This window comes from Alteromonas sp. CI.11.F.A3 (genome assembly GCF_032925565.1).
Lineage (GTDB): Bacteria > Pseudomonadota > Gammaproteobacteria > Enterobacterales > Alteromonadaceae > Alteromonas.
The window spans coordinates 569,398-591,916 of record NZ_CP136708.1; the positions used below are offsets into that span (position 1 = coordinate 569,398).

Genomic DNA, 22,519 nt, shown 5'->3' on the forward strand with positions numbered 1-22,519 from the left:
TAAAGCGGTTTTTTATTTTGAATGGAATTCGGTTTCTAACTCGCTGATGACAAGGTTAATACGACCTTCGACACCATTTGCTGCGGTAAGGCTTAAATTCTTTTTGCAACATCCGCAAGTTTCAACCTGCTCTTGATACATATCGCGAATGGTGTGTTCAGAAAATTCGTTGAAAGCGCCGCAATAGGGGCACATGTATTCTAAGGGTGTTTCGGTCTTCATGGATTGTCCTTTTAAGCTTCACCCATATCCATATGGTGACTGCATACTTTAAGCTTTGGTGTTGAATAACAGCGTCTATTCGCAGAGTAATACGAGGGACTTAACCAAATCGATTACTCTGACTGAAGTATAGTTGCAAATTAATAGATTGCCTGTGGAATACGCCAAATTCTCGCTAAGTTGCGGCGAAGTAACAGAAAATAGACTTTCCGTTACTGACTGCCAATAAGAATAGGGGCTGAAAGAGCGCTTATTGCTTTAGCCAAAGCTGTTGAAACGGGGCAAGCGAGATTATTGGCTCGTCGCCGTTAAGTGTATTGCCGGTCAGTAAGTCGGTAGAATTTGTGTTCCCAAGAATACCGATTAAGTCACTGCTTGTTTGCTGAGTTTCTTCGCTGAAATTGCAAATAGCCAACAGCTTTTCACCCGAATCGTTTTCTCTAACATAAGCGAAGCAATGTTGATTGTCGGTATCTAAAATGGTGGTACGTGATGCTCCAAAGATAGGGTTATTACGTCTTATCGCTAACATATTTTGCAAGCCTCGAAATACTTGCAGGCTAGCATCTTGTTCAGCCGTTAGCTGACTGCTTGGCTCAGAAAGCGCAAGTTCAGTATCTTCTTGGGTAACAGCAATCCTATTAACCCATCTGTCATCGTGGCGCTTGGATGGGTCATTCAAGTAATCATAGTCATTTAACTTGGCCAGCTCGTCACTCGAATACAGCAAAGGAATACCGCCAATACTAAAGGTAATACCGTACATAAGCAGCATGCGGTTAATAGCATCTTCAATGCCTTGTTGGTCATTGGTATCAAGTGCACCTTCTAAGCCGCAAAGTGAAGCCAGTGAGCCACATACACGGCAATCACCATTCGATGGGTTTTCAGCAAATGGCACACCGTTAGCAAAGCTACCTTCAAATCTGCCAGTAAAAAATTGATTTAAAAAGTAACGGTGGTCGTGGGGGTTTATCCCAAGCTCGTTCGCAACATTATCGTCAAACGTCCACCCAATATCGTCATGACAACGCACATAGTTAACCCAAGTGCACTCATCGCTAATTGAAAAGCTTTTTTGCATTGAGCGCGTTAACAGACGTGTTTTACGGGTAGCCAAACTGTTCCACAACAATGCCATTAATAACGGGTTATAGGAAAGCTGGCATTCGTTTTTACCAATGTATTTAACCACTTCATCGGGGTGCACAATAGCTTCAGACTTAAACACCACCGCTGGTGCAACAATTTGCAAACAAGTGTTAAAGGCTTGAATGAGCAGGTGGGCTTTCTCTTGGTTCTCACAGTCAGTTCCCATTTCTTTCCAAATGAAAGCAAGGGCATCAAGTCTCAGTGCCGCACAGCCAATATTAGCAAGAAACAGCATTTCACCGGTAATGGCATTAAATACCTCGGGATTACTGTAATTTAAATCCCATTGAAAGCTATTGAATGTTGTCCATACCCACTTTTGCATGTGTTCATTAAAAGTAAAGCTTCCGCGCCTAACCTGAGGAAATATTTCTCTAAGCGTATGCTCGAACTGATCTGGTACCGTGCGGTCATTGAATAAGTAGTAGTAATTTTGAAACTGTTTGTTTCCCGCTAATGCTTCTTTTGCCCACTGATGCTCGTCTGACGTATGGTTAAACACAAAATCGAGAACGAGATTTATGCCCTCTTTTTGTAGTGCGGTCGCTAACGATTCAAGCTCTGACATGGTACCAAGACTAGGGTTAACTTTATGATAATCAGAAACAGCATAACCGCCATCGCTGTCTCCTTTAGGAGAATCATAAAGCGGCATTAAGTGCAGATAGGTTATACCCAGCGCTTTGTAATAGGGAATACGCGTGTGCAAATCTTTGAGGGTAGGGCCAGCAAGGTCTACGTACAGCGCCATGCCTACTTGGCTTTCATCTTTATACCAGTTAGGAGATTGAAGGCGAAGGCTATCTAATTTTTTCAGCGCCGGTTTGCGGTTTTTAACACCGTCGCGCAGCACACTAATAAGCTGTTGAAGGTGGAAATAACAGTCGAACTGGTGGCCATAAATAGTGGTGTATTTATCGAATAAGTCGCCAAAATGTGCGTTAACTCGGCGAGTAAACAGAGCTGCATCTTTTTTAGTTAGCATAGATAAATCAGTGCTTGCCATAATACGATCTAGGCAAACGTTACTATCAGCGGCATAGTTCATAGCTTGTTCCATTTTATTACCTTTAGACTACCTTACAAAAAGCGCGGCAAAGTAAGCTCTGTTTAGTTTTTGTGTTTGACGAGTTTAGCGTAAATATTAACCTAAACTACAATACAGCTTAATCGATTAAGTTGTATTGTAGTTTAGGTTTGTAAATGAATCTACTTATCTGTTTAGTACCGCACCCTTCATTGCATAATGTGCAGCGAAAATCGTTAAATATTAGTGGCATAAAGTCGAAAAAAAAGCAGGCTAAGCCTGCTTTCTAAGTGGTGTAACGGTACTTTTTACGTAACTATTTTAATAAATGTGTTCATACGGGCAAATGATTCGCCCTGTTCATAAAAACTACATTTCATAGAGTTCAAGTGGTAAACCATCGGGGTCGGCGAAAAAAGTAAACCGTTTACCCGTGTATTCATCTACACGAATGGGTTCGCACTCCACCTTATTTGCAGTTAAATGCGCAATCACTTCATCAATATCGTCTACTCTAAATGCCAAATGACGCAACCCTTGAGCTTCTGGTCTTGAAGGTCTGACTGGTGCACTAGGAAACGAAAATAGCTCGAGTTGCCCGCCATCAGGTAATGCTAAATCGCACTTATACGATTTTCTCGCTTCGCGATAATTTTCTGCAATAACGCTAAGGCCAAGAATCTCAGTATAAAAGCGTTTAGACACAGGATAGTCGCTACAAATTAGTGCGACGTGGTGAATTCCTTTTAGCATAAATAAGCTCCGTTAGAACATGAACCGAGGGTGTTGCACACACCCTACTTTATGGCATTTCCTGGCCACGAGCAGTTTCTAATAATAAGTACCAATGTTCGCGAGTCAGTTGTACATCCATCGATTTATGGCAGGCTTTTATCCGCTCAATATTGGTTGTACCAAGTACTGGTTGGATATTGGCAGGGTGGCGCATTAACCACGCTAATACGATAGCTTCAGGGCTAGTTTCGTATTCAGCGGCTAGCGTGTTTACCAACGCAGCCGTGGCGGCATCAGTATTGTTCTGAGTACTCGCACCCGTGTATTTACCTTGGGCCAGGCTGCCCCACGCCTGAAGTTGTATCTTGTTCATCATACAATATTCAAGGGTGCCTGGCGCATAGCCAGAGTCACGGTTTGCTGGGCTATTAGTGGTAACGCCGTCTTCTAGCCAGTCTCGAAACGCTAAGCTCATTTCCAATTGGTTCGCCACAATTGGGCTTGAAAGCGCCGATTGTAAGTACGCCATTTGATGCCCATGCATGTTTGATACGCCAACGTGCTTTATCTTTCCTTGCTGCTGTAAGGAAGAGAGCGTGGTAGCAACTTCATCCAATTCCATCAATGGGTCGGGGCGATGAAGCAGTAAAATATCAAGTTGCTCTATGTTCAAACGCTGCAAAATTCCTTCTACCGAAGATTCAATCCATTTTGCTGAGAAATCGTAGCGCTTTGGTCCTAAATCATCTTCGAACCGTATCGCACATTTAGACTGCAGAATCATACGTTCTTTTAACGAAGGGTTTTCTTTTAGAACCTTACCGAACACAGTTTCAGCTTTGCCGAAGGTATAGATGTCTGCATGATCGAACACATTAATATTAAGAGCTAATGCTTGTTCTATTACTTGGTGAGCTTGTAACACATGTTCTTTTGTTGCTGGTTCGTTGTTCCAGCCACCACCAAGGCCCATGCAGCCATAAACAAGTCTGCTTGCGTCTGGGAAATAGTTTTGCATCTTATACTCCAAATAAATGTGCAATTGCGCTAGCAGCTACAATAACCTGCTATTTTGCTAAAGTAAGCCATATATAGATGAAGCTAGGGGATTAGTCGATGTTTAACACATTGAATACGTATGAAGGTATTTTTCGCCGATTGTTTAGCCAGCATAGTAAAAAATGGTTCAGTGTAACCATGTTATTTACCTTAGTGGGATGTACATCAGTGCCAGACGGCGTTGCGCCGGTGGATGGGTTTGAGCTAGATCGCTATTTAGGTCAGTGGTACGAAATTGCGCGCTACGATCACAGTTTTGAAGAGGGGCTATCCAATGTAACGGCAACCTACTCTACGCGTGATGATGGGGGCGTAAAGGTTATTAACCGAGGTTATTCGCAAGAAGAAGCAAAGTGGGATGAAGCCGAAGGGAAAGCCTATTTTGTATCGAGTGCCGATATTGCGCATTTGAAAGTATCATTCTTTGGGCCTTTCTATGCCAGTTATGTTGTGATGGCGTTAGACAAAGAAGACTATCAATATGCCATGATTACAGGGCCTGATAGAGAGTACCTGTGGATATTAGCCAGAGAAAAAACCTTACCGCAAGACACTATCGATGTCCTTTTGGCCCAAGCTACACAGAACGGCTACGATACTAGTAAATTGATTTGGGTCTCTCACGACACGCCTTAATAGTGATGAGAAGGCGTTTTAGCCAGCCCCTATTTTGCCGAATTGTGGTATACTTTGCGGCAAAATATTGTAGGGACATTTGCTGTGCTTCAAGAAGCTGTTTTCAATCGAGCGGATAACGCTTGCGAGATGTGTAAGAACACCGAAAATTTAGACGTTTACATGGTACCCGAATCGCCAGATGAAACTGCTGGCTGCGCGGTACTTACCTGCCAAACCTGCCGCATGCAACTTAATAGTGAAGCCGATATAGACACTAATCACTGGCGTTGCCTTAATGACGCCATGTGGTCACCTACGCCCGCTGTTCAAGTGGTTGCTTATCGTATGCTTAATAAAATAAGCGGCGAAAGCTGGGCTCAAGATTTGTTAGACATGGCTTATTTAGAAGACGATGTTAAACAATGGGCAGAAGCTGGACTTATCGAGCAAGAAGCGACGCTTGATTGCAACGGGACTGCGTTGCAAGCTGGCGATAATGTGCACCTTGTTAAAGACCTTACCGTTAAGGGAGCTAACTTTACGGCTAAACGCGGTACGCCGGTAAGAGGCATTAGCCTAAGCGATAATCCTTTGCATATTGAAGGTAAAGTTAACGGCACCCGCATTGTCATTATTGCGGCTTATACAAAAAAATCTTAATTGGTCTTAAAGAAGAGAGCTCTCGGTTATGCAAACGCTAACGATTAGAACCCCCGATGATTGGCACTTACATTTTCGTGACAACGAAATGCTAGCAGAAACGGTCCCCGCTACAGCTCGTTGTTTCCAGCGTGCCATCGTTATGCCTAACTTGGTTCCACCAGTGGTTAATGCAACTATGGCGGTTGCTTACAAACAACGTATAGAAGCGGCTCGCCCTACCGGCAGCAATTTTGAACCGTTAATGACTCTCTTTTTGACGAACACAACATCAGTACAAGATATCGCTGATGCGAAAGCCGCTGGCGTCACGGCGTGTAAGCTATACCCAGCTGGCGCCACCACCAACTCAGATGCTGCAGTAAAAGGCATAGAAGCGCTATATCCTGTTTTTGAAGCCATGGAGGCTCACGGGTTATTGCTACTTATTCATGGTGAAGTCACCGAAACGCACATTGATATCTTTGACCGTGAAAAAGTATTCATCGATACGCATTTAGCACCAATTGTGGCGGCTTTCCCGAACTTGAAAGTGGTGTTTGAACATATTACTACCGCAGACGCTGCGGCCTTTGTCGTTGATGCTAGTGCCAACGTAGGTGCCACAATTACGCCACAACATTTATTGTTAAATCGCAATGACCTGCTGGTTGGTGGTGTTCGTCCACACAACTACTGTTTGCCCGTTTTAAAACGAAATACCCATCAAAAAGCACTGCAAGATGTGGTAGCCAGCGGTAACAGCAAATTCTTCTTAGGGACTGATTCAGCCCCTCATGCAAAACATAAAAAAGAGAATGCGTGTGGTTGTGCAGGTTGCTACAGCGCATGGTCTGCCATCGAGCTTTATGCTGAAGTGTTCGAGCAGTTGGGCGCATTAGATAAGCTAGAAGGGTTCGCCAGTAACTACGGTGCTGACTTCTACGGATTACCTAGAAACAACACAACAATGACGTTAGTAAAAGAAGCGTGGACAGTACCTGAACAGGTCACGTTAGCTGATGGTACCGATATGGTCCCTTTCTATGCAGGGCAGACGCTTCAGTGGAAACTACAAGATACTTTCCAAACACGCTCGGCTGACTAACGCTACGTATATGCATCTTTGGAAAAAACAGAAATGACAATTGAAACTGTAAAGCAGTTGGAAATAAATCCAGCTATCACAAAAGCGTTAGATGCACAGGGTATTTTTGCCTTATCGCCCATTCAAGCACAGTCTTTACCTCATGCATTAGCAGGTAGCGACATTATTGGACAAGCGCAAACAGGCAGTGGTAAAACACTTTGCTTCGTAATACCGGCCCTTGAAAAGATTGACCCTACCTTATTTGCAACGCAAGTATTGGTATTGTGCCCAACGCGAGAGTTGGCAGACCAAGTCGCCGTACAATATAGAAATGCCGCAAAGCAAATTGGCAATATAAAGGTGATGACTATTTGTGGCGGCCAACCTATGGGCCCTCAAATTCAGTCGCTTAAGCACGGCGCTCATGTTGTAGTCGGCACGCCTGGTCGCGTGATGGAGCATGTAGAGAAACGCAGGTTAATGCTAAAAAATGTGCGTTTACGCGTGCTTGATGAAGCCGACCGCATGCTAGATATGGGCTTTGAAGATGACTTAAAAGTCATCTTTTCGCCAATGAAGAAAGGTGTGCAAACTTTACTGTTTTCTGCGACTTATACGGAAGAAATAGAACGTATTGCCGATCAGTATTTAACTGAGCCTGTAATTTGTAAGGTTGAAAGTGATGAGTCGAGCAAACCGTCGATTACTCAAATTGGCTACAACGTACTTCCTCACACTCGAATACAAACGCTCAAAGCCATTCTGACCGATTCCCAGCCTAAAACTGCTATCGTGTTTTGTAATCGTCGAGTACAAGTGACCGAAGTGGTCGCATCATTACTGGAAGATGGCTTCAGCGCAGCAGGTTTGCAAGGCGAAATGGAGCAGTATGAGCGTACCGCGGTACTTAATCAGTTTGCCAGTGATGCACTACAAGTGCTGGTTGCTACTGATGTAGCCGCACGTGGGCTTGATATTGATGATATTCCTTGTGTGATCAACTACACAGTAAGCGAAGAGCCTGAAACGCATATTCACCGTATTGGCCGTACCGCTCGTGCTGGCGCTGAAGGCACTGCAATAACGTTAGTGGGCGACGAGGAAGAGCATTTTTTGCGTAAAATTGAAGTGCTTCAAGGCACTGATATTCCTTTAAAAGGCGCACAAGGCTTACGTTTCCATAAAAACCGCATCATCGAACCTGAATTTAGCTGTATTTCATTAAGTGCTGGTAAAAAGCAAAAGCTTCGTCCTGGTGACTTAGTAGGTGCGCTTACTAAAGATGCAGGCATACCAGGTGATGATGTAGGCAAAATTGCAGTGCAAAATAGCCAAAGCTTTATTGCGGTTAAGTTGCGAAGCGTAAAGCGCGCTATGAATCACTTCCGCGAAGGTAAAATTAAAGGCAAGCGCATAAGAGCGCGTAAGCTGTAAGTGATTTAGCATCGAACAGCCTAAGCGTATGGAGCACGGCTTGGGCAAAATATATTCAATGAGTTGGACAGGCAAAACAGGGGCGGTGTGATGTCAGGCGAAACAGATTTAAATACATTGCTAAAAACACTTCAGCCGGTTCTAAGCGCTGAGGCGTTCGTATTTGTGAGTGTGCCTTACGCGGTTTCGCCAACTCAATTGGCCAATGCCTTAATGGTGTATAAAGAAGATGAAGGTACAACCCTTATTCTTGAATCATCTTTTGCAAGCAACGAAGGCTTTGCTGTGGATAGCACCTACAAGCGCATTACCTGTAATGTCCATTCAAGTTTAGACGCGGTGGGTATGACCGCAGCTATGTCGGCTGCGCTTACCCGGGCGGAAATTAGCGCTAATGTGGTAGCTGGCTATTATCACGACCATATTTTCGTTCCCGCTGGCCGAGCCGATGAAGCCATTGCAGTATTGCTTAATTTAGCCAATCCTTAATAAGCCATAAGCCATAAGCCATAAGCCTAGCCCATTTTTTCTAAGGAACATAACAGGGCAACGTGGCTAGCGAATTGTGGCTATTGTTCTTTTACGATTTAGCCACGATCCACAAATTTAATGCAGATATAAAAAAGGCGACAATGAATTGCCGCCTTGTTAATGATATTAATTAATGCCTATTACCAAATTTTTACGCGCTCTTCTGGCGGTAAATACAAATCATTTTCCTCGGTCACATCAAACGCCTCGTAAAATTCAGGCACGTTGCGCAACGCGCCGTTAGTACGGAATTTCGTTGGTGAGTGAGTGTCGGTTTGAATTTGGCTGCGTAGGGCTTCGTCACGGTACTTGCTTGCCCATACTTGACCATAACCAATAAATACGCGCTGGTCACCGGTATAACCGTCAATAACAGGGGCTTCTTCACCCTCTAAGGTTAAATGATAGGCTTTAAGCGCAATACTAATACCGCCCAAGTCGCCGATGTTTTCCCCAAGAGTGTATTCACCGTTGACGAATAGCTCCGGCAGGGCTTCGAATTCGTTGAATTGCTCGACAAGTTTAGCCGTTCTTGCTTCAAATTCTTGACGGTCAGTATCAGTCCACCAGTTTCGTAGAGCGCCATCGCCATCAAACGTTGAACCTGCATCATCAAAGCCGTGACCAATTTCATGCCCGATAACCGCTCCAATACCGCCGTAGTTTACCGCGTCTTCCGCATTCATATCGAAAAAGGGCGGTTGCAGTATGGCCGCTGGGAAAACAATTTCATTTGCCGTTGGGTTGTAGTAAGCATTAACGGTTTGAGGTGTCATGCCCCACTCATGCTTCCATACTGGGCCGCCTTGTTTCTTAAGCATTTCTTCGTAGGCAACATCGGACGAACGCTTTAAGTTGCCAAATAAATCGCTGCCTTTCACTACTAGCTGAGAATAGTCTTTCCACGTATCGGGGTAGCCAATTTTAACAGTAAATTTAGAGAGCTTATCTAACGCCTGCTCACGTGTTTCATCTGTCATCCAATCAAGCTTTTCAATACTGTCTTTGTAGGCTAATAATAGATTGCTCACCATTTCGGTCATGCGCTCTTTTGCTTCAGGTGGGAAGTATTGTTTCACGTATACTTTACCGATAACTTCGCCCACATGAGCATTAGAAAGGCTAACAGCTCTACGCCAGCGCGGCTCAGGCTCTTCAACCCCACGGAGAGTTTTGCTGTAAAAGTTGAAATTAGCGGTGTCGAAATCTTCACTTAAACGACTGGCTGAGGCATTAAGTAAGCCCCATTTTAAAAATACCTTCCAATCTTCCAGAGAGGTTTCAGTGATGAACGTATCCATTTGCTTCATGAAATCAGTTTGCAGGAATACAATGCTATCTAAATCGTCTAATTCCATTTCTTTAAGGAATAATTCCCACGGGAAGTTGGGCATATGCGTGCTTAGTTCTGATACCGGTACTTTGTTATAGTTAGCCGCCCAATTACGCAATTTTTCTTTCTTCATATGCATTTCTGCAATACGGCTTTCCATATCAAATAACATTTGAGCGCTATCTGACGGCGCGTCAAATTCCGCAAGCGTAAACATGGTTTCAATATGTTTAACATAAGCATCGCGAATTTCTTGTGATTTGGTGTCGTCTTTAAAGTAGTAATCGCGCTCAGGCAGACCAAGGCCAGACTGCCATGTATAAATCATATAAGAATCAGGTGATTTAAAATCTGCATTTTGACCAACGTTGAAGGGGCTTGCATAGCCGTAACGGGTGGCATAGGCAAAGTATGCAGCTAGTTCATCGTAATTGGTAATGCCTTCAATCTTTTCAATATCGGCATTAATTGGGCTTATACCCAATTCATTAAGTGTATCCGTATCCATGTAAGCACGGTAGAAGTCACCCACTTTTTGCTCGTCGGTGCCATCTGCAAAGTCGCCTTCGGCGGAACTTTTGATTATTTTCATTACATGGTCTTGAGATTCGTCACGCAAAATCGTGAAAGCGCCATAACTTGATTTGTCGGCTGGGATCTCAAGGTTATCAACCCACGTGCCATTCACGTATTGGAAGAAGTCGTTACCAGGATCGGCAGTTAAATCCATGTTTTCTTTATTCACGCCGGACTTTAATTCTTGCTGTTGCGTTACAGCGGTTGGCGCTTGGTTTTCTGGTTGTGTATTTTGCGGACTACATGCACTAAGTGCTAATGCAACGCTTAAGCTAATTACGCTTTTCAACATGGATTGTTATTCCTATTTTTATAAGCTTGTTTTTGAACCAAGTCGTTATTAATTTATGTCGTTAAGTTCATATCTCGTTGGCCGAATACTGACTCATCGCCTCTATCGCCGTTTTGTGATGCACTAGCGAGTGCAGGCGAGTGTAAGCTCTCTAAAACAAGGCCTTTAAAACAAAGCACGAAAGACAGTATTCTCTTACCGTAATATTTATCACGCTCCTTCCATTAGAAAAAGCACTTATAGTGAAAATACATAGCTTGTAACAACTTCTGTATATAATTTCGATATATTGGTCACATTGGGATAGCAACACGCCTTTGCACTTCATTTAACGCTGAAGGAATTAATATGAAGCAATACGATACAGTATCACCATGTGAATACGCCGATACACTGCCACGAGAGCAGTTTATGGATTATAGAATCAAGCCGTTGTGGCAACCTATACCACGTATTGCTGGGCCAGCCTTCACAGTGAAATGCGAGGCGGGCGATCACCTTATGCTTCACGCAGCGATTTATCGCGCAAAAGCAGGCGATATTATCGTGGTTGAGGCTGATGATAAATTCGCAGTGGCTGGTGGTAACGTGTGTGCAATTGCACAGTCTAGAGGCATCAAAGGGTTTGTTATCGACGGTGTCATTAGAGATTTGGCAGAAACCAGAGAAAATCAGTTCCCGGTCTTTGCCCTTGGTGTAGTGCCTAAGCCAGGTGCCAAAAAGTGTATATCGCCTCTTAATCAGCCTATTCAATGTGGCGGAGTGACGGTGAATGCGGGTGACATTATTGTGGCTGACGAAGAAGGTATTGCGGTAATACCGCAGGCGCAAGCACAAGAAGCCTTTGTTATAGCCTTCGCTCGCGGTGAAAAAGATGCAATGATGAATCTTCAGCAGTGGCAAGCGCAGCATAGCGAAAAGGTAGAGAGCATTTTGACAAACTTAGGCTATAAAGATGAGTAAGCTGATGTTTTAAACCCGAGTATTGAACATATCGTGTAGAATGACGTAATTAAACGAAGTTGATGTAGAACGACACGAGTTTTGTTGCATGTTTTCATTTTTTGAACGATTAACACAGCCTTTCCCTAAAGCCCCGCCAGGGCAGCCCCCAACAGGTATCGTTGCCTTTTGTAAGTACTACACGCAAGGTATGTGGGGCGTTATCGCGACCGTCTCTATTTTAAGTGCCATTGTGGCGGTGCTTGAAGTCGCGTTGTTCGGTTTCTTGGGGCAATTAGTAGATTGGTTTTCAGAACAAAATCGAGAGACCTTTCTAGCTGAACAAAAATGGACCTTAATTGGCATGGCGGTTACCGTACTGGTGCTGATTCCAGGCTTTATATTGTTGCGTTCATTATTTTCACGCCAGTCGCTGATGGGGAATTTCCCTATGCGTATTCGCTGGCAAGCCCACCGCTATTTATTAGGCCAAAGCTTAACCTTTTTTCACGATGAATTTGCGGGTCGCGTGGCCACAAAAGTAATGCAAACCGCGCTATCGGTACGTGAAACCGTAACAAAAGTGCTCGATTTACTGGTATACATCAGCGTCTACTTTATCTCAATGGTGGTACTGGTGTTCAGTACCGATTGGCGCTTAGCTGTGCCGCTTGTGGTGTGGTTCTTTGTGTACATGTTCATCTTGCGCATGCTGGTACCTAAACTTAAAGAGGTATCGCAAAAACAAGCTGACGCTAGGTCTATGATGACGGGGCGAATAGTTGATAGTTACACCAATATCACAACGGTAAAGTTATTTTCCCACAGCCGCCGAGAAGCTGACTACGCTAGAGAAAGCATGGATGGATTTTTAAAAACCGTTTATCCCCAAATGCGTTTAGTAACGGTATTAGAATTTTGCGTAGAGATGTCGAATGCCATTTTGGTCTTTACGATTGGCGCATTGTCTGTTTATTTATGGATGGAAAACTTAGCATCACCTGGCGATATTGCTATTGCGATTAGTTTATCTCTTCGCCTAAATGGGATGTCCCATTGGATCATGTGGGAAGTATCCGGCTTGTTTGAAAATCTAGGTACGGTGCAAGACGGCATGAATACCTTAGCGCAACCTATCGCAGTAAAAGATAAGCCTAAAGCGACAGCGCTTAGCGTACAGGGTGGCGGGATTAAATTTGATAACGTAGACTTTGCCTACGCAGGTGCCGATAACCAACCCATTGATGTATTTTCTAACCTAGAACTTGCTATTCACCCAGGGGAAAAAGTAGGTTTGGTAGGGCGCTCAGGTTCCGGCAAATCCACATTAGTTAATTTGCTGATGCGATTTTATGATACCCAATCGGGGCGCATTGTTATTGATGGGCAAGATATCACGCAAGTAGGCCAAGAAACCTTGCGGGCTAAAATTAGCATGGTGACCCAAGATACCTCGCTAATGCATAGGTCAGTGCGTGACAATATTCTTTATGGGCGTACCAACGCCAGCGAAGAAGAAATGATAAACGCAGCCAAGTTATCCGAAGCTCATGAATTTATACTTACCCTTACCGACAGCCAAGGTAGGACAGGCTATGACGCCCATGTGGGCGAACGTGGTGTGAAACTATCCGGTGGCCAACGTCAACGTATTGCTATCGCCCGTGTGCTATTGAAAGACGCACCTGTATTAATCTTAGATGAAGCCACTTCTGCGTTAGACTCAGAAGCTGAAGCCGCTATTCAAGCAAGCCTAGATAAGGTTATGGAAGGAAAAACTGTATTGGCCATTGCACATAGGCTCTCAACGATTGCGCAAATGGACCGATTGTTAGTGTTAGAAAAAGGACAGATAGTAGAGCAGGGGACACATGCCGAATTAATTGCACATAATGGTATCTACGCCAAGTTATGGGCACATCAAACAGGCGGCTTTATTGGCGTGGAATAGTTTTTCACTGAGATAACGAGTTAAACGGCACAGTAAGTTGCAGAACAACTTGCACTGAGGGTATTACCACCAACATGGTTAACAAAAACCTTGTGCCGTTTGTTATCTTGAGTATAATACGCGTCCCTCCCTTGCGATACCGCACTTTCCATTGAAATGACGCTGAATTCCCAAGGGTAGTGTAAGTAAAATTTGTGAGTTAAACACCACAGGGGTGTAGTTCGAATTGGTAGAACAGCGGTCTCCAAAACCGATGGTTGGGGGTTCGAGTCCCTCCACCCCTGCCAAATTACAAGTTCGCGTGTTAGCGCGAGCAAAACGACGCTGTAGTGCTAGGATCGTGACATGAGCGAAAAGACGGAAAATCAGTCCAATGCATTGGACATGTTTAAATGGGTAGTGGTATTTGCCCTACTTGCTGGATTGGTTACGGCCAACACAGTGTTCGGTGAAATTTCAGTATTATATCGTGCAGTTACTGCAGTAGTGGTAGTGGTTATTGCTGGCTTTATTGCAGCATCAACGGTTAAAGGCAGCACTTTCCTTAGCTTTGCTAAAGAGTCGCGTACTGAAGTTCGCAAAGTAGTATGGCCGACCCGTCAAGAAGCAAACCAAACTACTATCATCGTACTTGCGGCAACGTTGGTAATGGCATTAATCCTTTGGGGATTAGACGGCATTATCGTTCGTGTTGTAGGCTTTATCACTGGAATATAGGAGCATAACGTATGTCCGAAGAAGAAATTAAAAAAAGATGGTACGTAGTACAAGCATATTCTCAGTACGAAGGTCGCGTTCAAAAAACGTTACTTGAATATATTAAGATGCACGGCATGGAAGAGCACTTTGGTCAGATTTTAGTTCCGACTGAAGAAGTTGTTGAAATGCGCGCTGGCCAAAAGCGCAAATCTGAGCGTAAGTTTTACCCAGGTTACGTTTTGGTAGAAATGGCAATGAACGAAGAATCTTGGCACTTAGTGAAAAGCGTTCCTCGTGTACTTGGTTTCATCGGTGGTACTTCTGATCGCCCAATGCCAATTACCCAAAAAGAAGCAGACGCCATTCTTAACCGTCTTGAAGAGTCAGTTGATAAGCCTAAGCCGAAGACATTGTTCGAGCCAGGCGAAGTGGTTCGCGTTACAGATGGTCCATTTGCCGACTTCAATGGTGTGGTAGAAGAAGTAGACTACGAAAAGAGCCGCGTAAAAGTGTCGGTACTTATCTTCGGTCGTTCTACACCGGTAGATTTAGAATTCGGTCAGGTAGAGAAAGGCTAAGCCTTTTTATCTACTTATCTACAATTTTATGTGAAAAAGCCCCTTTATAGGGGCTTTTTTGTGCAAGAAGCTTTTATGGGAATCTGAGAATAGTGCGTGAAACATCATTACTTCTTTGTTTGAATTGTAAAAAATAGATTGTCAATTCACCCACACGAACACGCTTAAAAAAGCAAAAAATGAAAATAAAAATTGCAGTATTAAGCTCGTGTTTTTAGAAATTTTTTTGCTACTACTAAAAGAATCCCAAAACCCAATATTTAAAGCGCGCTTTAAAATGAAGTTGACTATGATGAGACAAATCATCCAGATTAGAAATTTAGTGAAATAGTCCATTTTTTACTTAGTTTTTATTCATCTGTTGATGTTGCATCTTCGGCGTCTGAAAGTACGTTGACAATTGCACCTGAAGCCACACCCCCACCTACAGATGTAGCAAGTGATCGAAAACCGGATACTGGACTGAATGCACCTACGCCCATTCCGGCAATTGTTCCTTTCGCAATGCTGCTAAAAGTAGCATTTCTACCACCACCAATAATGGACCCATAGAAACCTCCTATGCCACCGGCAATTGCTCCCAACGCATTTCCCCACAATGCTCCAGAAACCTGAGACACTTCTTCTTTGTTTAATTCGATTAGTTTTTTCATAGCATTAAATAATCCTTATTTGTTAAAATCAAGGCTTGGTGAAACTCACACAAAAGCCGAGTTAATTTTGACAAGCCTGAATATTTAATAAAACTGACCATGAGATCGTTTTCTAGTCACATTTATACTTGCATACCATTTGAACACCTTATATAATGCGCGCCCTTTTAAACGGAAACGGGAAGCCGATTGAGCAGGTAATCTCTGTACTTGCAAGGCGCTATACCCAAACAAGAGAGCATTTAAAATGGCTAAAAAAGTAAGCGGTATTATTAAGCTTCAGGTTGCAGCAGGCGCTGCTAACCCAAGTCCACCAGTTGGTCCTGCACTAGGTCAACACGGTGTGAACATCATGGAATTCTGTAAAGCGTTCAACGCAAAAACAGATAGCCTTGAGAAAGGTGCTCCGGTACCTGTAGAAATTACGGTTTATGAAGATCGTTCTTTCACATTCGAAACTAAGACTCCTCCTGCGTCTTACCTGCTTAAGAAAGCAGCGGGCATCAAGAGCGGTTCTGGCCGTCCTAACACTGAAAAAGTGGGTACTGTTACTCGCGCTCAGTTGGAAGAAATTGCCAAAACTAAAGAACCAGACTTAACTGCAGCTGACCTAGATGCAGCGGTTCGCACTATCGCGGGTTCTGCTCGCTCAATGGGCTTGAACGTAGAGGACTAATCGAATGGCTAAATTATCTAAACGCGCTCGCATTATCCGCGAAAAAACAGACGCGACTAAAGAATACGAAATCAACGAAGCAGTTGCTTTGCTTAAAGAATTAGCGACAGCTAAATTCGCTGAAAGCGTTGACGTTGCAGTAAACCTTGGTATTGACGCTAAGAAATCTGACCAAAACGTTCGTGGTGCAACTGTACTACCTAACGGAACTGGTAAAGACGTTCGCGTTGCAGTATTTACTCAAGGCGCAAACGCTGAAGCAGCTAAAGAAGCTGGTGCTGACATCGTTGGTATGGAAGACCTTGCTGAGCAAGTGAAGAAAGGCGAAATGAACTTTGACGTTGTTGTTGCCAGCCCAGATGCTATGCGTGTTGTTGGTCAACTAGGTCAAATCTTAGGTCCACGTGGCCTAATGCCTAACCCTAAAACGGGTACAGTAACGCCAGACGTTGCAACTGCTGTTAAGAACGCTAAAGCTGGTCAGGTTCGCTACCGTAATGATAAGAACGGTATCATCCATGCTAGCATTGGTAAGATTGCGTTCGAAACAAACCAAATTCAAGAGAACCTTGAAGCACTACTAGAAGCATTGAAGAAAGCTAAGCCTTCTTCTGCTAAAGGTACTTATATCCAGAAGATCAGCCTAAGCACCACTATGGGCGCTGGCGTATCTGTAGATAAAGCTTCAGTAGGTCTTTAATACCCTGCCGGGGCAACTCGGCTTCTCTGTAAAGGTAATGGGTTGGAGTCGTCAATACAGCAGTGCTGATTGGCAACTCCCGTCCAAGACCGCAGGTGCGATGTGGTGATAGAGGTAAGAGAACTATCACATTAAACATATCGCTTAATAAAACAACCTGCGCAGACGGTGGTTTGACTCAGACTCTCTGGGGTAACAAACACCGTAGAGCGGTATCATCAATTATGTTGATATCAATCTGTGAACCCTGATGGCGTAAACAGGTAACTGTATACAAAGTCAGATACAAAGAGGTGAACTCAGTGGCACTAGGTTTAGCAGCAAAAAAAGAGATCGTAGCAGAAGTTTCTGAAGTTGCGTCTCGCGCTCTATCCGTTGCCGTCGCTGAATACCGTGGGATGGAAGTTGCAGAACTGACTGACCTTCGCGTAAAAGCTCGTGAGCAAGGCGTATACCTTAAGGTTATACGTAACACTCTAGCTAAGCGTGCATTGGCAGACAGTAAATTTGCAGACTTAGATAGCGCCCTTACTGGTCCTCTTATCTACGGCTTCTCAGTTGAGGCACCTGGTGGTGCAGCACGTCTTTTCAAAGACTTTGCGAAGCAAAACGATAAGTTGAACGTAACAGCTCTGTCTATTGGTAGTGGTCTTCTTGGTCCAGATAAATTGGACGCAGTTGCTTCACTTCCTACTCGCGACGAAGCGCTTGCAAAACTTCTTGCAACCTTCAAAGCACCGGTTGGGAAATTCGTTCGAACTATCAACGAAGTACCTACCAAGTTTGTGCGCGTATTGGCGGCAATCAAAGACGAGAAGTAATTCCCGTTTTTGGCATATTGATTTTTTTAACATTTTAAAAACCCAGGAGTTTAGACCACATGGCTCTAACTAAAGAAGATATCTTAAACGCGATTGCTGAAATGCCAGTTATGGAATTGGTTGAGCTAATCGAAGCAGCTGAAGAAAAATTCGGTGTTGACGCATCTGCAGCAGTAGCTGTAGCTGGTCCAGCAGCGGGCGAAGCAGCAGCAGTTGAAGAAAAGACTGAGTTTGACGTTGTAATGACTTCATTCGGCGCAAACAAAGTTGCAGTAATCAAAGCAGTTCGCGCAGCGACTGGCCTAGGTCTTAAAGAAGCTAAAGAAGTAGTTGAATCTGCTCCTAAAGCTATCAAAGAAGGCGTAAGCAAAGAAGAAGCTGAAGAACTTAAAGCACAGCTAACTGAAGCTGGCGCTGAAGTTGAAGTTAAGTAATCTATTTGTTTAGATTATTTGCCTGAGACGGCAAGGCTGGTGGTTTTTTAAACCACCAGCCTTTTTGCGCTGTACAGTGTGTAGATTCTAACCCTTGACTACACTACTAAATGCGCACCTCGGAAATTTCACATAAAAGCATAAAACCAACAAGTTAACTAATAATTGGTTAAATTTTGTTGTATGCTGTGATATTGCCCCGAAAAAGGGTTGTGGAAGTTTGTTGCTTATGCGCAATTCAACACGAAGCTCATAGCTTGAAGCACTCGTCGCGATGCATAATGCAGCAGGTTGGGTCATAAATCAGCAGGCTGAGGAACCCATGGTTTACTCTTATAGCGAAAAGAAACGTATCCGTAAGGATTTTGGCAAACGCCCACAGGTATTGGAAATTCCATACCTTCTTTCAATTCAGCTTGATTCTTTCAAAAAGTTTATTGAGATCGACGCCGATGCTCAATACGGCTTGGAAGCAGCATTTCGTTCCGTTTTTCCGATAAAAAGCTACTCAGGTAACTCGGAGCTTCAATATGTTAGCTACCGTTTGGGAGAGCCAGTATTCGACGTTAAAGAATGTCAAATTCGTGGCGTCACATTCTCTGCTCCATTAAGAGTAAAACTACGGTTAGTATTGTTTGATAAAGACGCTGCGCCAGGTACCGTAAAAGACATTAAAGAACAAGAAGTGTACATGGGCGAAATCCCATTGATGACTCAGAACGGTACGTTCGTTATCAATGGTACAGAGCGTGTTATCGTGTCACAACTACACCGTTCACCTGGTGTGTTCTTCGATCACGATAAAGGCAAAACTCACTCGTCAGGAAAAGTGCTTTATAATGCACGTGTAATTCCTTACCGTGGTTCTTGGCTTGATTTCGAGTTCGATCCAAAAGATAACCTGTTTGTTCGTATTGACCGTCGTCGTAAGTTGCCAGCAACAATCATCTTACGCGCGCTTGAAATGACATCAGAAGAAATCTTGGATACGTTCTTCGAGAAAGTCAGTGTACGTATCGATAAAGACAAGTTAATGATGGAAGTGGTGCCAGATCGTCTTCGTGGCGAAACAGCGGCATTTGATATCATTGATGGTGAAGGTAATGTTGTTGTTGAAACCGGTCGTCGTGTATCTGCACGTCACACCCGTGCGCTTGAAAAAGCGGGTTTAACTGAACTTGAAGTTCCAGCAGATTATCTAATCGGTCGCGTATTCGCGGCAACGTACGTAAATGAAGATACTGGCGAAGTTATCGTTAGCGCTAACGAAGAGTTAACGCTTGAGAACTTAGCGGCACTTAGCCAAGCTGGTATTAAAGAGTTCGAAACACTGTACATTAATGAATTGGACCACGGTTCATACATTTCTGACACATTGCGTATCGACTCTTCAACAAACCGCCTAGAAGCGCTTGTTGAAATTTACCGCATGATGCGTCCTGGTGAGCCACCAACAAAAGACGCAGCAGAAACCTTATTCCAAAACCTTTTCTTCTCTGATGAGCGTTATGATCTATCTTCTGTAGGTCGTATGAAGTTCAACCGCCGTTTAGGCCGTGAAGAATTGATTGGTTCAGGCACCCTAGATAAAGACGATATTGTTTCAGTAATGAAGCAACTTATCGAGATTCGTGACGGTAAAGACGAAGTGGACGATATCGACCACTTGGGTAACCGCCGTATCCGTTCTGTGGGTGAAATGGCTGAAAACCAATTCCGTGTTGGTTTAGTACGTGTTGAGCGTGCTGTTAAAGAGCGTCTAAGCTTAGGCGACCTTGATAGCATTATGCCGCAAGACCTAATTAACGCTAAGCCTATCTCGGCTGCGGTTAAAGAGTTCTTCGGTTCATCACAGCTTTCTCAGTTCATGGACCAAAACAACCCGTTATCAGAAGTAACGCATAAGCGTCGTATTTCTGCATTAGGCCCGGGTGGTCTTACGCGTGAGCGTGCAGGCTTCGAAGTACGTGACGTACACCCTACGCACTACGGTCGTCTGTGTCCTATCGAGACTCCTGAAGGTCCAAACATCGGTTTGATCAACTCATTGGCGAGTTTCGCACGCACCAATGACTTTGGTTTCCTTGAAACGCCGTTCCGTCGCATTGTTGATGGTGTGGTAAGTGAAGAAATCGATTACTTGTCTGCGATTGAAGAAGGTCAATTCGCAATTGCACAGGCAAACATTGTTTTAACCGCAAACGGTGAGCTAGTAGACGACCTTATTCCATGTCGTCACCGTGGTGAAACCACCTTGATGCCGAAAGAAGACATCAAGTACATGGACGTTTCTCCACAGCAAATCGTTTCAATCGCTGCGAGTATCATTCCGTTCCTAGAACACGATGATGCTAACCGCGCATTGATGGGTGCGAACATGCAACGTCAGGCTGTACCTACATTACGTGCTGATAAGCCGCTTGTTGGTACCGGTATGGAAAGAACCATTGCTGTTGACTCAGGTGTTACTGTAGTTGCTAAGCGTGGTGGTAGAGTTGACTATGTTGACGCTAGCCGTATCGTTATTAAAGTAGAAGAAGATGAAATGCTTCCTGGTGAAGCAGGTATCGACATCTACAACTTGACTAAATACACACGTTCTAACCAGAACACCTGTATCAATCAGCGTCCTACTTGTAGCGTAGGCGACCCGATTGTTGCGGGCGATGTATTGGCTGACGGTCCATCTACTGACTTGGGCGACCTTGCTCTTGGTCAGAACATGCGTATCGCGTTCATGCCTTGGAACGGTTATAACTTCGAGGATTCAATCCTTATCTCTGAGCGTGTAGCTCAAGAAGACCGTTTCACCACTATCCACATTCAAGAACTAAGCTGTATTGCTCGTGATACTAAGCTTGGGCCAGAAGAGATTTCTTCTGATATTCCGAATGTTGGCGAATCTGCACTAAGCAAACTTGATGAATCAGGTGTTGTTTACATTGGTGCAGAAGTGAAAGGCGGCGACATTCTGGTAGGTAAAGTAACACCTAAAGGTGAAACTCAACTTACACCAGAAGAAAAACTATTAAGAGCAATCTTCGGTGAAAAAGCGTCTGACGTAAAAGATACGTCACTACGTGTGCCTAACTCTGTTCACGGTACGGTTATCGACGTTCAAGTCTTTACCCGTGACGGCGTAGAGAAAGACAAACGTGCACTTGAAATTGAAGACATGCAGCTTCGTCAGGTTAAGAAAGACCTTACTGACGAATTTGAAATTCTTGCAGACGGTATCTTTGCTCGTGCACAAAACGCATTACTACGCTCTGGTGTTGATCAAGCTAAGCTTGACAGCCTACCGCGTGAGAAGTGGTTTGAAATTGCATTAAACGACGAAGACGTTCAGCTTGAGATCGACCAAATTGCTGATCAGCACGCAGAAATCAAAGAAGACTTCGATAAGAAGTTTGAAACTAAGCGTCGCAAGATCACACAAGGCGATGACCTAGCACCTGGTGTCCTTAAAATTGTTAAGGTTTACCTAGCTGTTAAACGTCATATCCAGCCTGGTGATAAGATGGCTGGTCGTCACGGTAACAAAGGTGTAATTTCAACGATTCAGCCTGTGGAAGATATGCCATATGATGCTAACGGTACGCCGGTAGACATCGTATTGAACCCACTAGGTGTACCATCGCGGATGAACATCGGTCAGATCCTAGAAACGCATATGGGTATGGCTGCTCACGGTCTTGGTGTGAAAATCGACCGCATGCTCAAAGAGCATGAAGAGATGCAGAAGCTTCGTAACTTCTTAAAAGAAATTTATGAGCTTGGCGAAAATCACCAAGAAGTGGACATCGATAACTTCACCGACCACGAAATTACACGTCTTGCAAACAACCTACGTAAGGGTGTTCCAATTGCAACACCTGTATTCGACGGTGCACGTGAATCTGAAATTAAGGAAATGTTGAAGTTAGCTGACATTCCTGAAAGCGGTCAGATTTCGTTGTTCGACGGTCGTACTGGTCGCGAGTTTGAGCGTCCGGTTACGGTTGGTTACATGTACATGCTGAAACTAAACCACTTGGTTGACGACAAAATGCACGCTCGTTCAACTGGTTCGTACAGCCTTGTTACACAACAGCCGCTGGGTGGTAAAGCTCAGTTCGGTGGTCAGCGCTTCGGAGAGATGGAAGTGTGGGCCCTTGAAGCTTACGGTGCAGCATATACCCTTCAGGAAATGCTTACTGTTAAGTCGGATGATGTTAACGGCCGTACTAAGATGTACAAGAACATCGTCGATGGTGACCACAGAATGGAACCTGGCATGCCAGAATCATTCAACGTATTACTTAAAGAAATCCGCTCGTTGGGTATTAACATCGAGTTGGAAGAGAAGTAACACGGC

20 protein-coding genes and 1 tRNA gene are annotated in these 22,519 nt (G+C 44.1%); 15 read left to right on the forward strand and 6 right to left on the reverse strand.

Annotated elements, in window-relative coordinates; genetic code table 11:
* Window positions 1–12: 12 nt before the first annotated feature.
* The 4 genes from R1T43_RS02490 to R1T43_RS02505 all read right to left on the reverse strand — a co-directional run bounded on the left by R1T43_RS02490 (window position 13) and on the right by R1T43_RS02505 (window position 4,154).
* Window positions 13–222, reverse strand: coding sequence for a hypothetical protein (locus R1T43_RS02490; RefSeq protein ID WP_317352536.1), 210 nt, complete (start codon window positions 220–222; stop codon window positions 13–15).
* Window positions 223–472: 250 nt separating this feature from the next.
* Window positions 473–2,422, reverse strand: coding sequence for an amylosucrase (locus tag R1T43_RS02495; protein ID WP_317355627.1), 1,950 nt, complete (start codon window positions 2,420–2,422; stop codon window positions 473–475).
* Window positions 2,423–2,770: 348 nt separating this feature from the next.
* Window positions 2,771–3,154 (reverse strand): VOC family protein, encoded by a 384-nt coding sequence (locus tag R1T43_RS02500; RefSeq protein ID WP_317352538.1) that lies wholly within the window; start codon window positions 3,152–3,154, stop codon window positions 2,771–2,773.
* Window positions 3,155–3,203: 49 nt separating this feature from the next.
* Window positions 3,204–4,154 (reverse strand): aldo/keto reductase, encoded by a 951-nt coding sequence (locus R1T43_RS02505; protein WP_317352540.1) that lies wholly within the window; start codon window positions 4,152–4,154, stop codon window positions 3,204–3,206.
* Window positions 4,155–4,333: 179 nt separating this feature from the next.
* On the opposite strand from R1T43_RS02505, the gene R1T43_RS02510 reads away from it, so the two are divergent.
* From R1T43_RS02510 to R1T43_RS02530, 5 genes are all read left to right on the forward strand, one after another.
* On the forward strand, window positions 4,334–4,831 hold the full coding sequence (locus R1T43_RS02510) for a lipocalin family protein (RefSeq protein ID WP_211070365.1): 498 nt from the start codon (window positions 4,334–4,336) through the stop codon (window positions 4,829–4,831).
* 84 nt (window positions 4,832–4,915) lie between these two features.
* Window positions 4,916–5,473: a PhnA domain-containing protein gene (locus R1T43_RS02515; RefSeq protein WP_317352543.1), complete on the forward strand. Its 558-nt coding sequence runs from the start codon at window positions 4,916–4,918 to the stop codon at window positions 5,471–5,473.
* Between the two features lie 28 nt (window positions 5,474–5,501).
* Window positions 5,502–6,560 (forward strand): dihydroorotase, encoded by a 1,059-nt coding sequence (gene pyrC, locus R1T43_RS02520; protein WP_317352545.1) that lies wholly within the window; start codon window positions 5,502–5,504, stop codon window positions 6,558–6,560.
* A 33-nt stretch (window positions 6,561–6,593) separates the two neighbouring features.
* Window positions 6,594–7,976: an ATP-dependent RNA helicase DbpA gene (gene dbpA / locus R1T43_RS02525; RefSeq protein WP_317352547.1), complete on the forward strand. Its 1,383-nt coding sequence runs from the start codon at window positions 6,594–6,596 to the stop codon at window positions 7,974–7,976.
* 90 nt (window positions 7,977–8,066) lie between these two features.
* Entirely contained in the window at window positions 8,067–8,465 is a 399-nt protein-coding gene (locus R1T43_RS02530; RefSeq protein WP_317352550.1) for an ACT domain-containing protein, read from the forward strand.
* A 182-nt stretch (window positions 8,466–8,647) separates the two neighbouring features.
* On the opposite strand, the gene R1T43_RS02535 is transcribed toward R1T43_RS02530, so the two are convergent.
* On the reverse strand, window positions 8,648–10,708 hold the full coding sequence (locus R1T43_RS02535) for a M13 family metallopeptidase (protein ID WP_317352553.1): 2,061 nt from the start codon (window positions 10,706–10,708) through the stop codon (window positions 8,648–8,650).
* Window positions 10,709–11,056: 348 nt separating this feature from the next.
* Here R1T43_RS02535 and R1T43_RS02540 point away from each other — a divergent pair, with 348 nt between their 5' ends.
* The 5 genes from R1T43_RS02540 to nusG all read left to right on the forward strand — a co-directional run bounded on the left by R1T43_RS02540 (window position 11,057) and on the right by nusG (window position 14,878).
* Window positions 11,057–11,671 carry an RraA family protein gene (locus tag R1T43_RS02540; RefSeq protein WP_317352555.1) on the forward strand — a complete coding sequence of 205 codons (615 nt, stop codon included), beginning with the start codon at window positions 11,057–11,059 and terminating at the stop codon, window positions 11,669–11,671.
* Window positions 11,672–11,759: 88 nt separating this feature from the next.
* Window positions 11,760–13,601 carry an ABC transporter ATP-binding protein gene (locus R1T43_RS02545; RefSeq protein ID WP_317352558.1) on the forward strand — a complete coding sequence of 614 codons (1,842 nt, stop codon included), beginning with the start codon at window positions 11,760–11,762 and terminating at the stop codon, window positions 13,599–13,601.
* 210 nt (window positions 13,602–13,811) lie between these two features.
* Window positions 13,812–13,888, forward strand: a tRNA-Trp gene (locus R1T43_RS02550).
* Window positions 13,889–13,946: 58 nt separating this feature from the next.
* Entirely contained in the window at window positions 13,947–14,318 is a 372-nt protein-coding gene (gene secE / locus R1T43_RS02555) for a preprotein translocase subunit SecE (RefSeq protein ID WP_211070060.1), read from the forward strand.
* Between the two features lie 11 nt (window positions 14,319–14,329).
* The gene (gene nusG / locus R1T43_RS02560) at window positions 14,330–14,878 is read left to right on the forward strand and encodes a transcription termination/antitermination protein NusG (RefSeq protein WP_013786334.1); all 549 of its coding nucleotides are present in this window, start codon (window positions 14,330–14,332) and stop codon (window positions 14,876–14,878) included.
* Window positions 14,879–15,228: 350 nt separating this feature from the next.
* On the opposite strand, the gene R1T43_RS02565 is transcribed toward nusG, so the two are convergent.
* A complete protein-coding gene (locus R1T43_RS02565; RefSeq protein WP_317352563.1) occupies window positions 15,229–15,531 on the reverse strand; it encodes a hypothetical protein in 303 nt (100 codons plus the stop codon).
* A 247-nt stretch (window positions 15,532–15,778) separates the two neighbouring features.
* Between R1T43_RS02565 and rplK the strand changes: the two genes are divergently transcribed.
* From rplK to rpoB, 5 genes are all read left to right on the forward strand, one after another.
* Complete coding sequence (gene rplK / locus R1T43_RS02570) at window positions 15,779–16,207, forward strand: 50S ribosomal protein L11 (protein WP_013786332.1); 429 nt, start codon at window positions 15,779–15,781, stop codon at window positions 16,205–16,207.
* A 4-nt stretch (window positions 16,208–16,211) separates the two neighbouring features.
* Complete coding sequence (gene rplA / locus R1T43_RS02575) at window positions 16,212–16,907, forward strand: 50S ribosomal protein L1 (protein WP_317352568.1); 696 nt, start codon at window positions 16,212–16,214, stop codon at window positions 16,905–16,907.
* Between the two features lie 302 nt (window positions 16,908–17,209).
* Window positions 17,210–17,728 (forward strand): 50S ribosomal protein L10, encoded by a 519-nt coding sequence (gene rplJ, locus R1T43_RS02580; protein ID WP_013786330.1) that lies wholly within the window; start codon window positions 17,210–17,212, stop codon window positions 17,726–17,728.
* A gap of 59 nt (window positions 17,729–17,787) precedes the next feature.
* Window positions 17,788–18,162 carry a 50S ribosomal protein L7/L12 gene (rplL, locus tag R1T43_RS02585; protein ID WP_013786329.1) on the forward strand — a complete coding sequence of 125 codons (375 nt, stop codon included), beginning with the start codon at window positions 17,788–17,790 and terminating at the stop codon, window positions 18,160–18,162.
* A gap of 322 nt (window positions 18,163–18,484) precedes the next feature.
* A complete protein-coding gene (gene rpoB, locus R1T43_RS02590; protein WP_211070054.1) occupies window positions 18,485–22,513 on the forward strand; it encodes a DNA-directed RNA polymerase subunit beta in 4,029 nt (1,342 codons plus the stop codon).
* The last annotated feature ends 6 nt before the right edge of the window (window positions 22,514–22,519 follow it).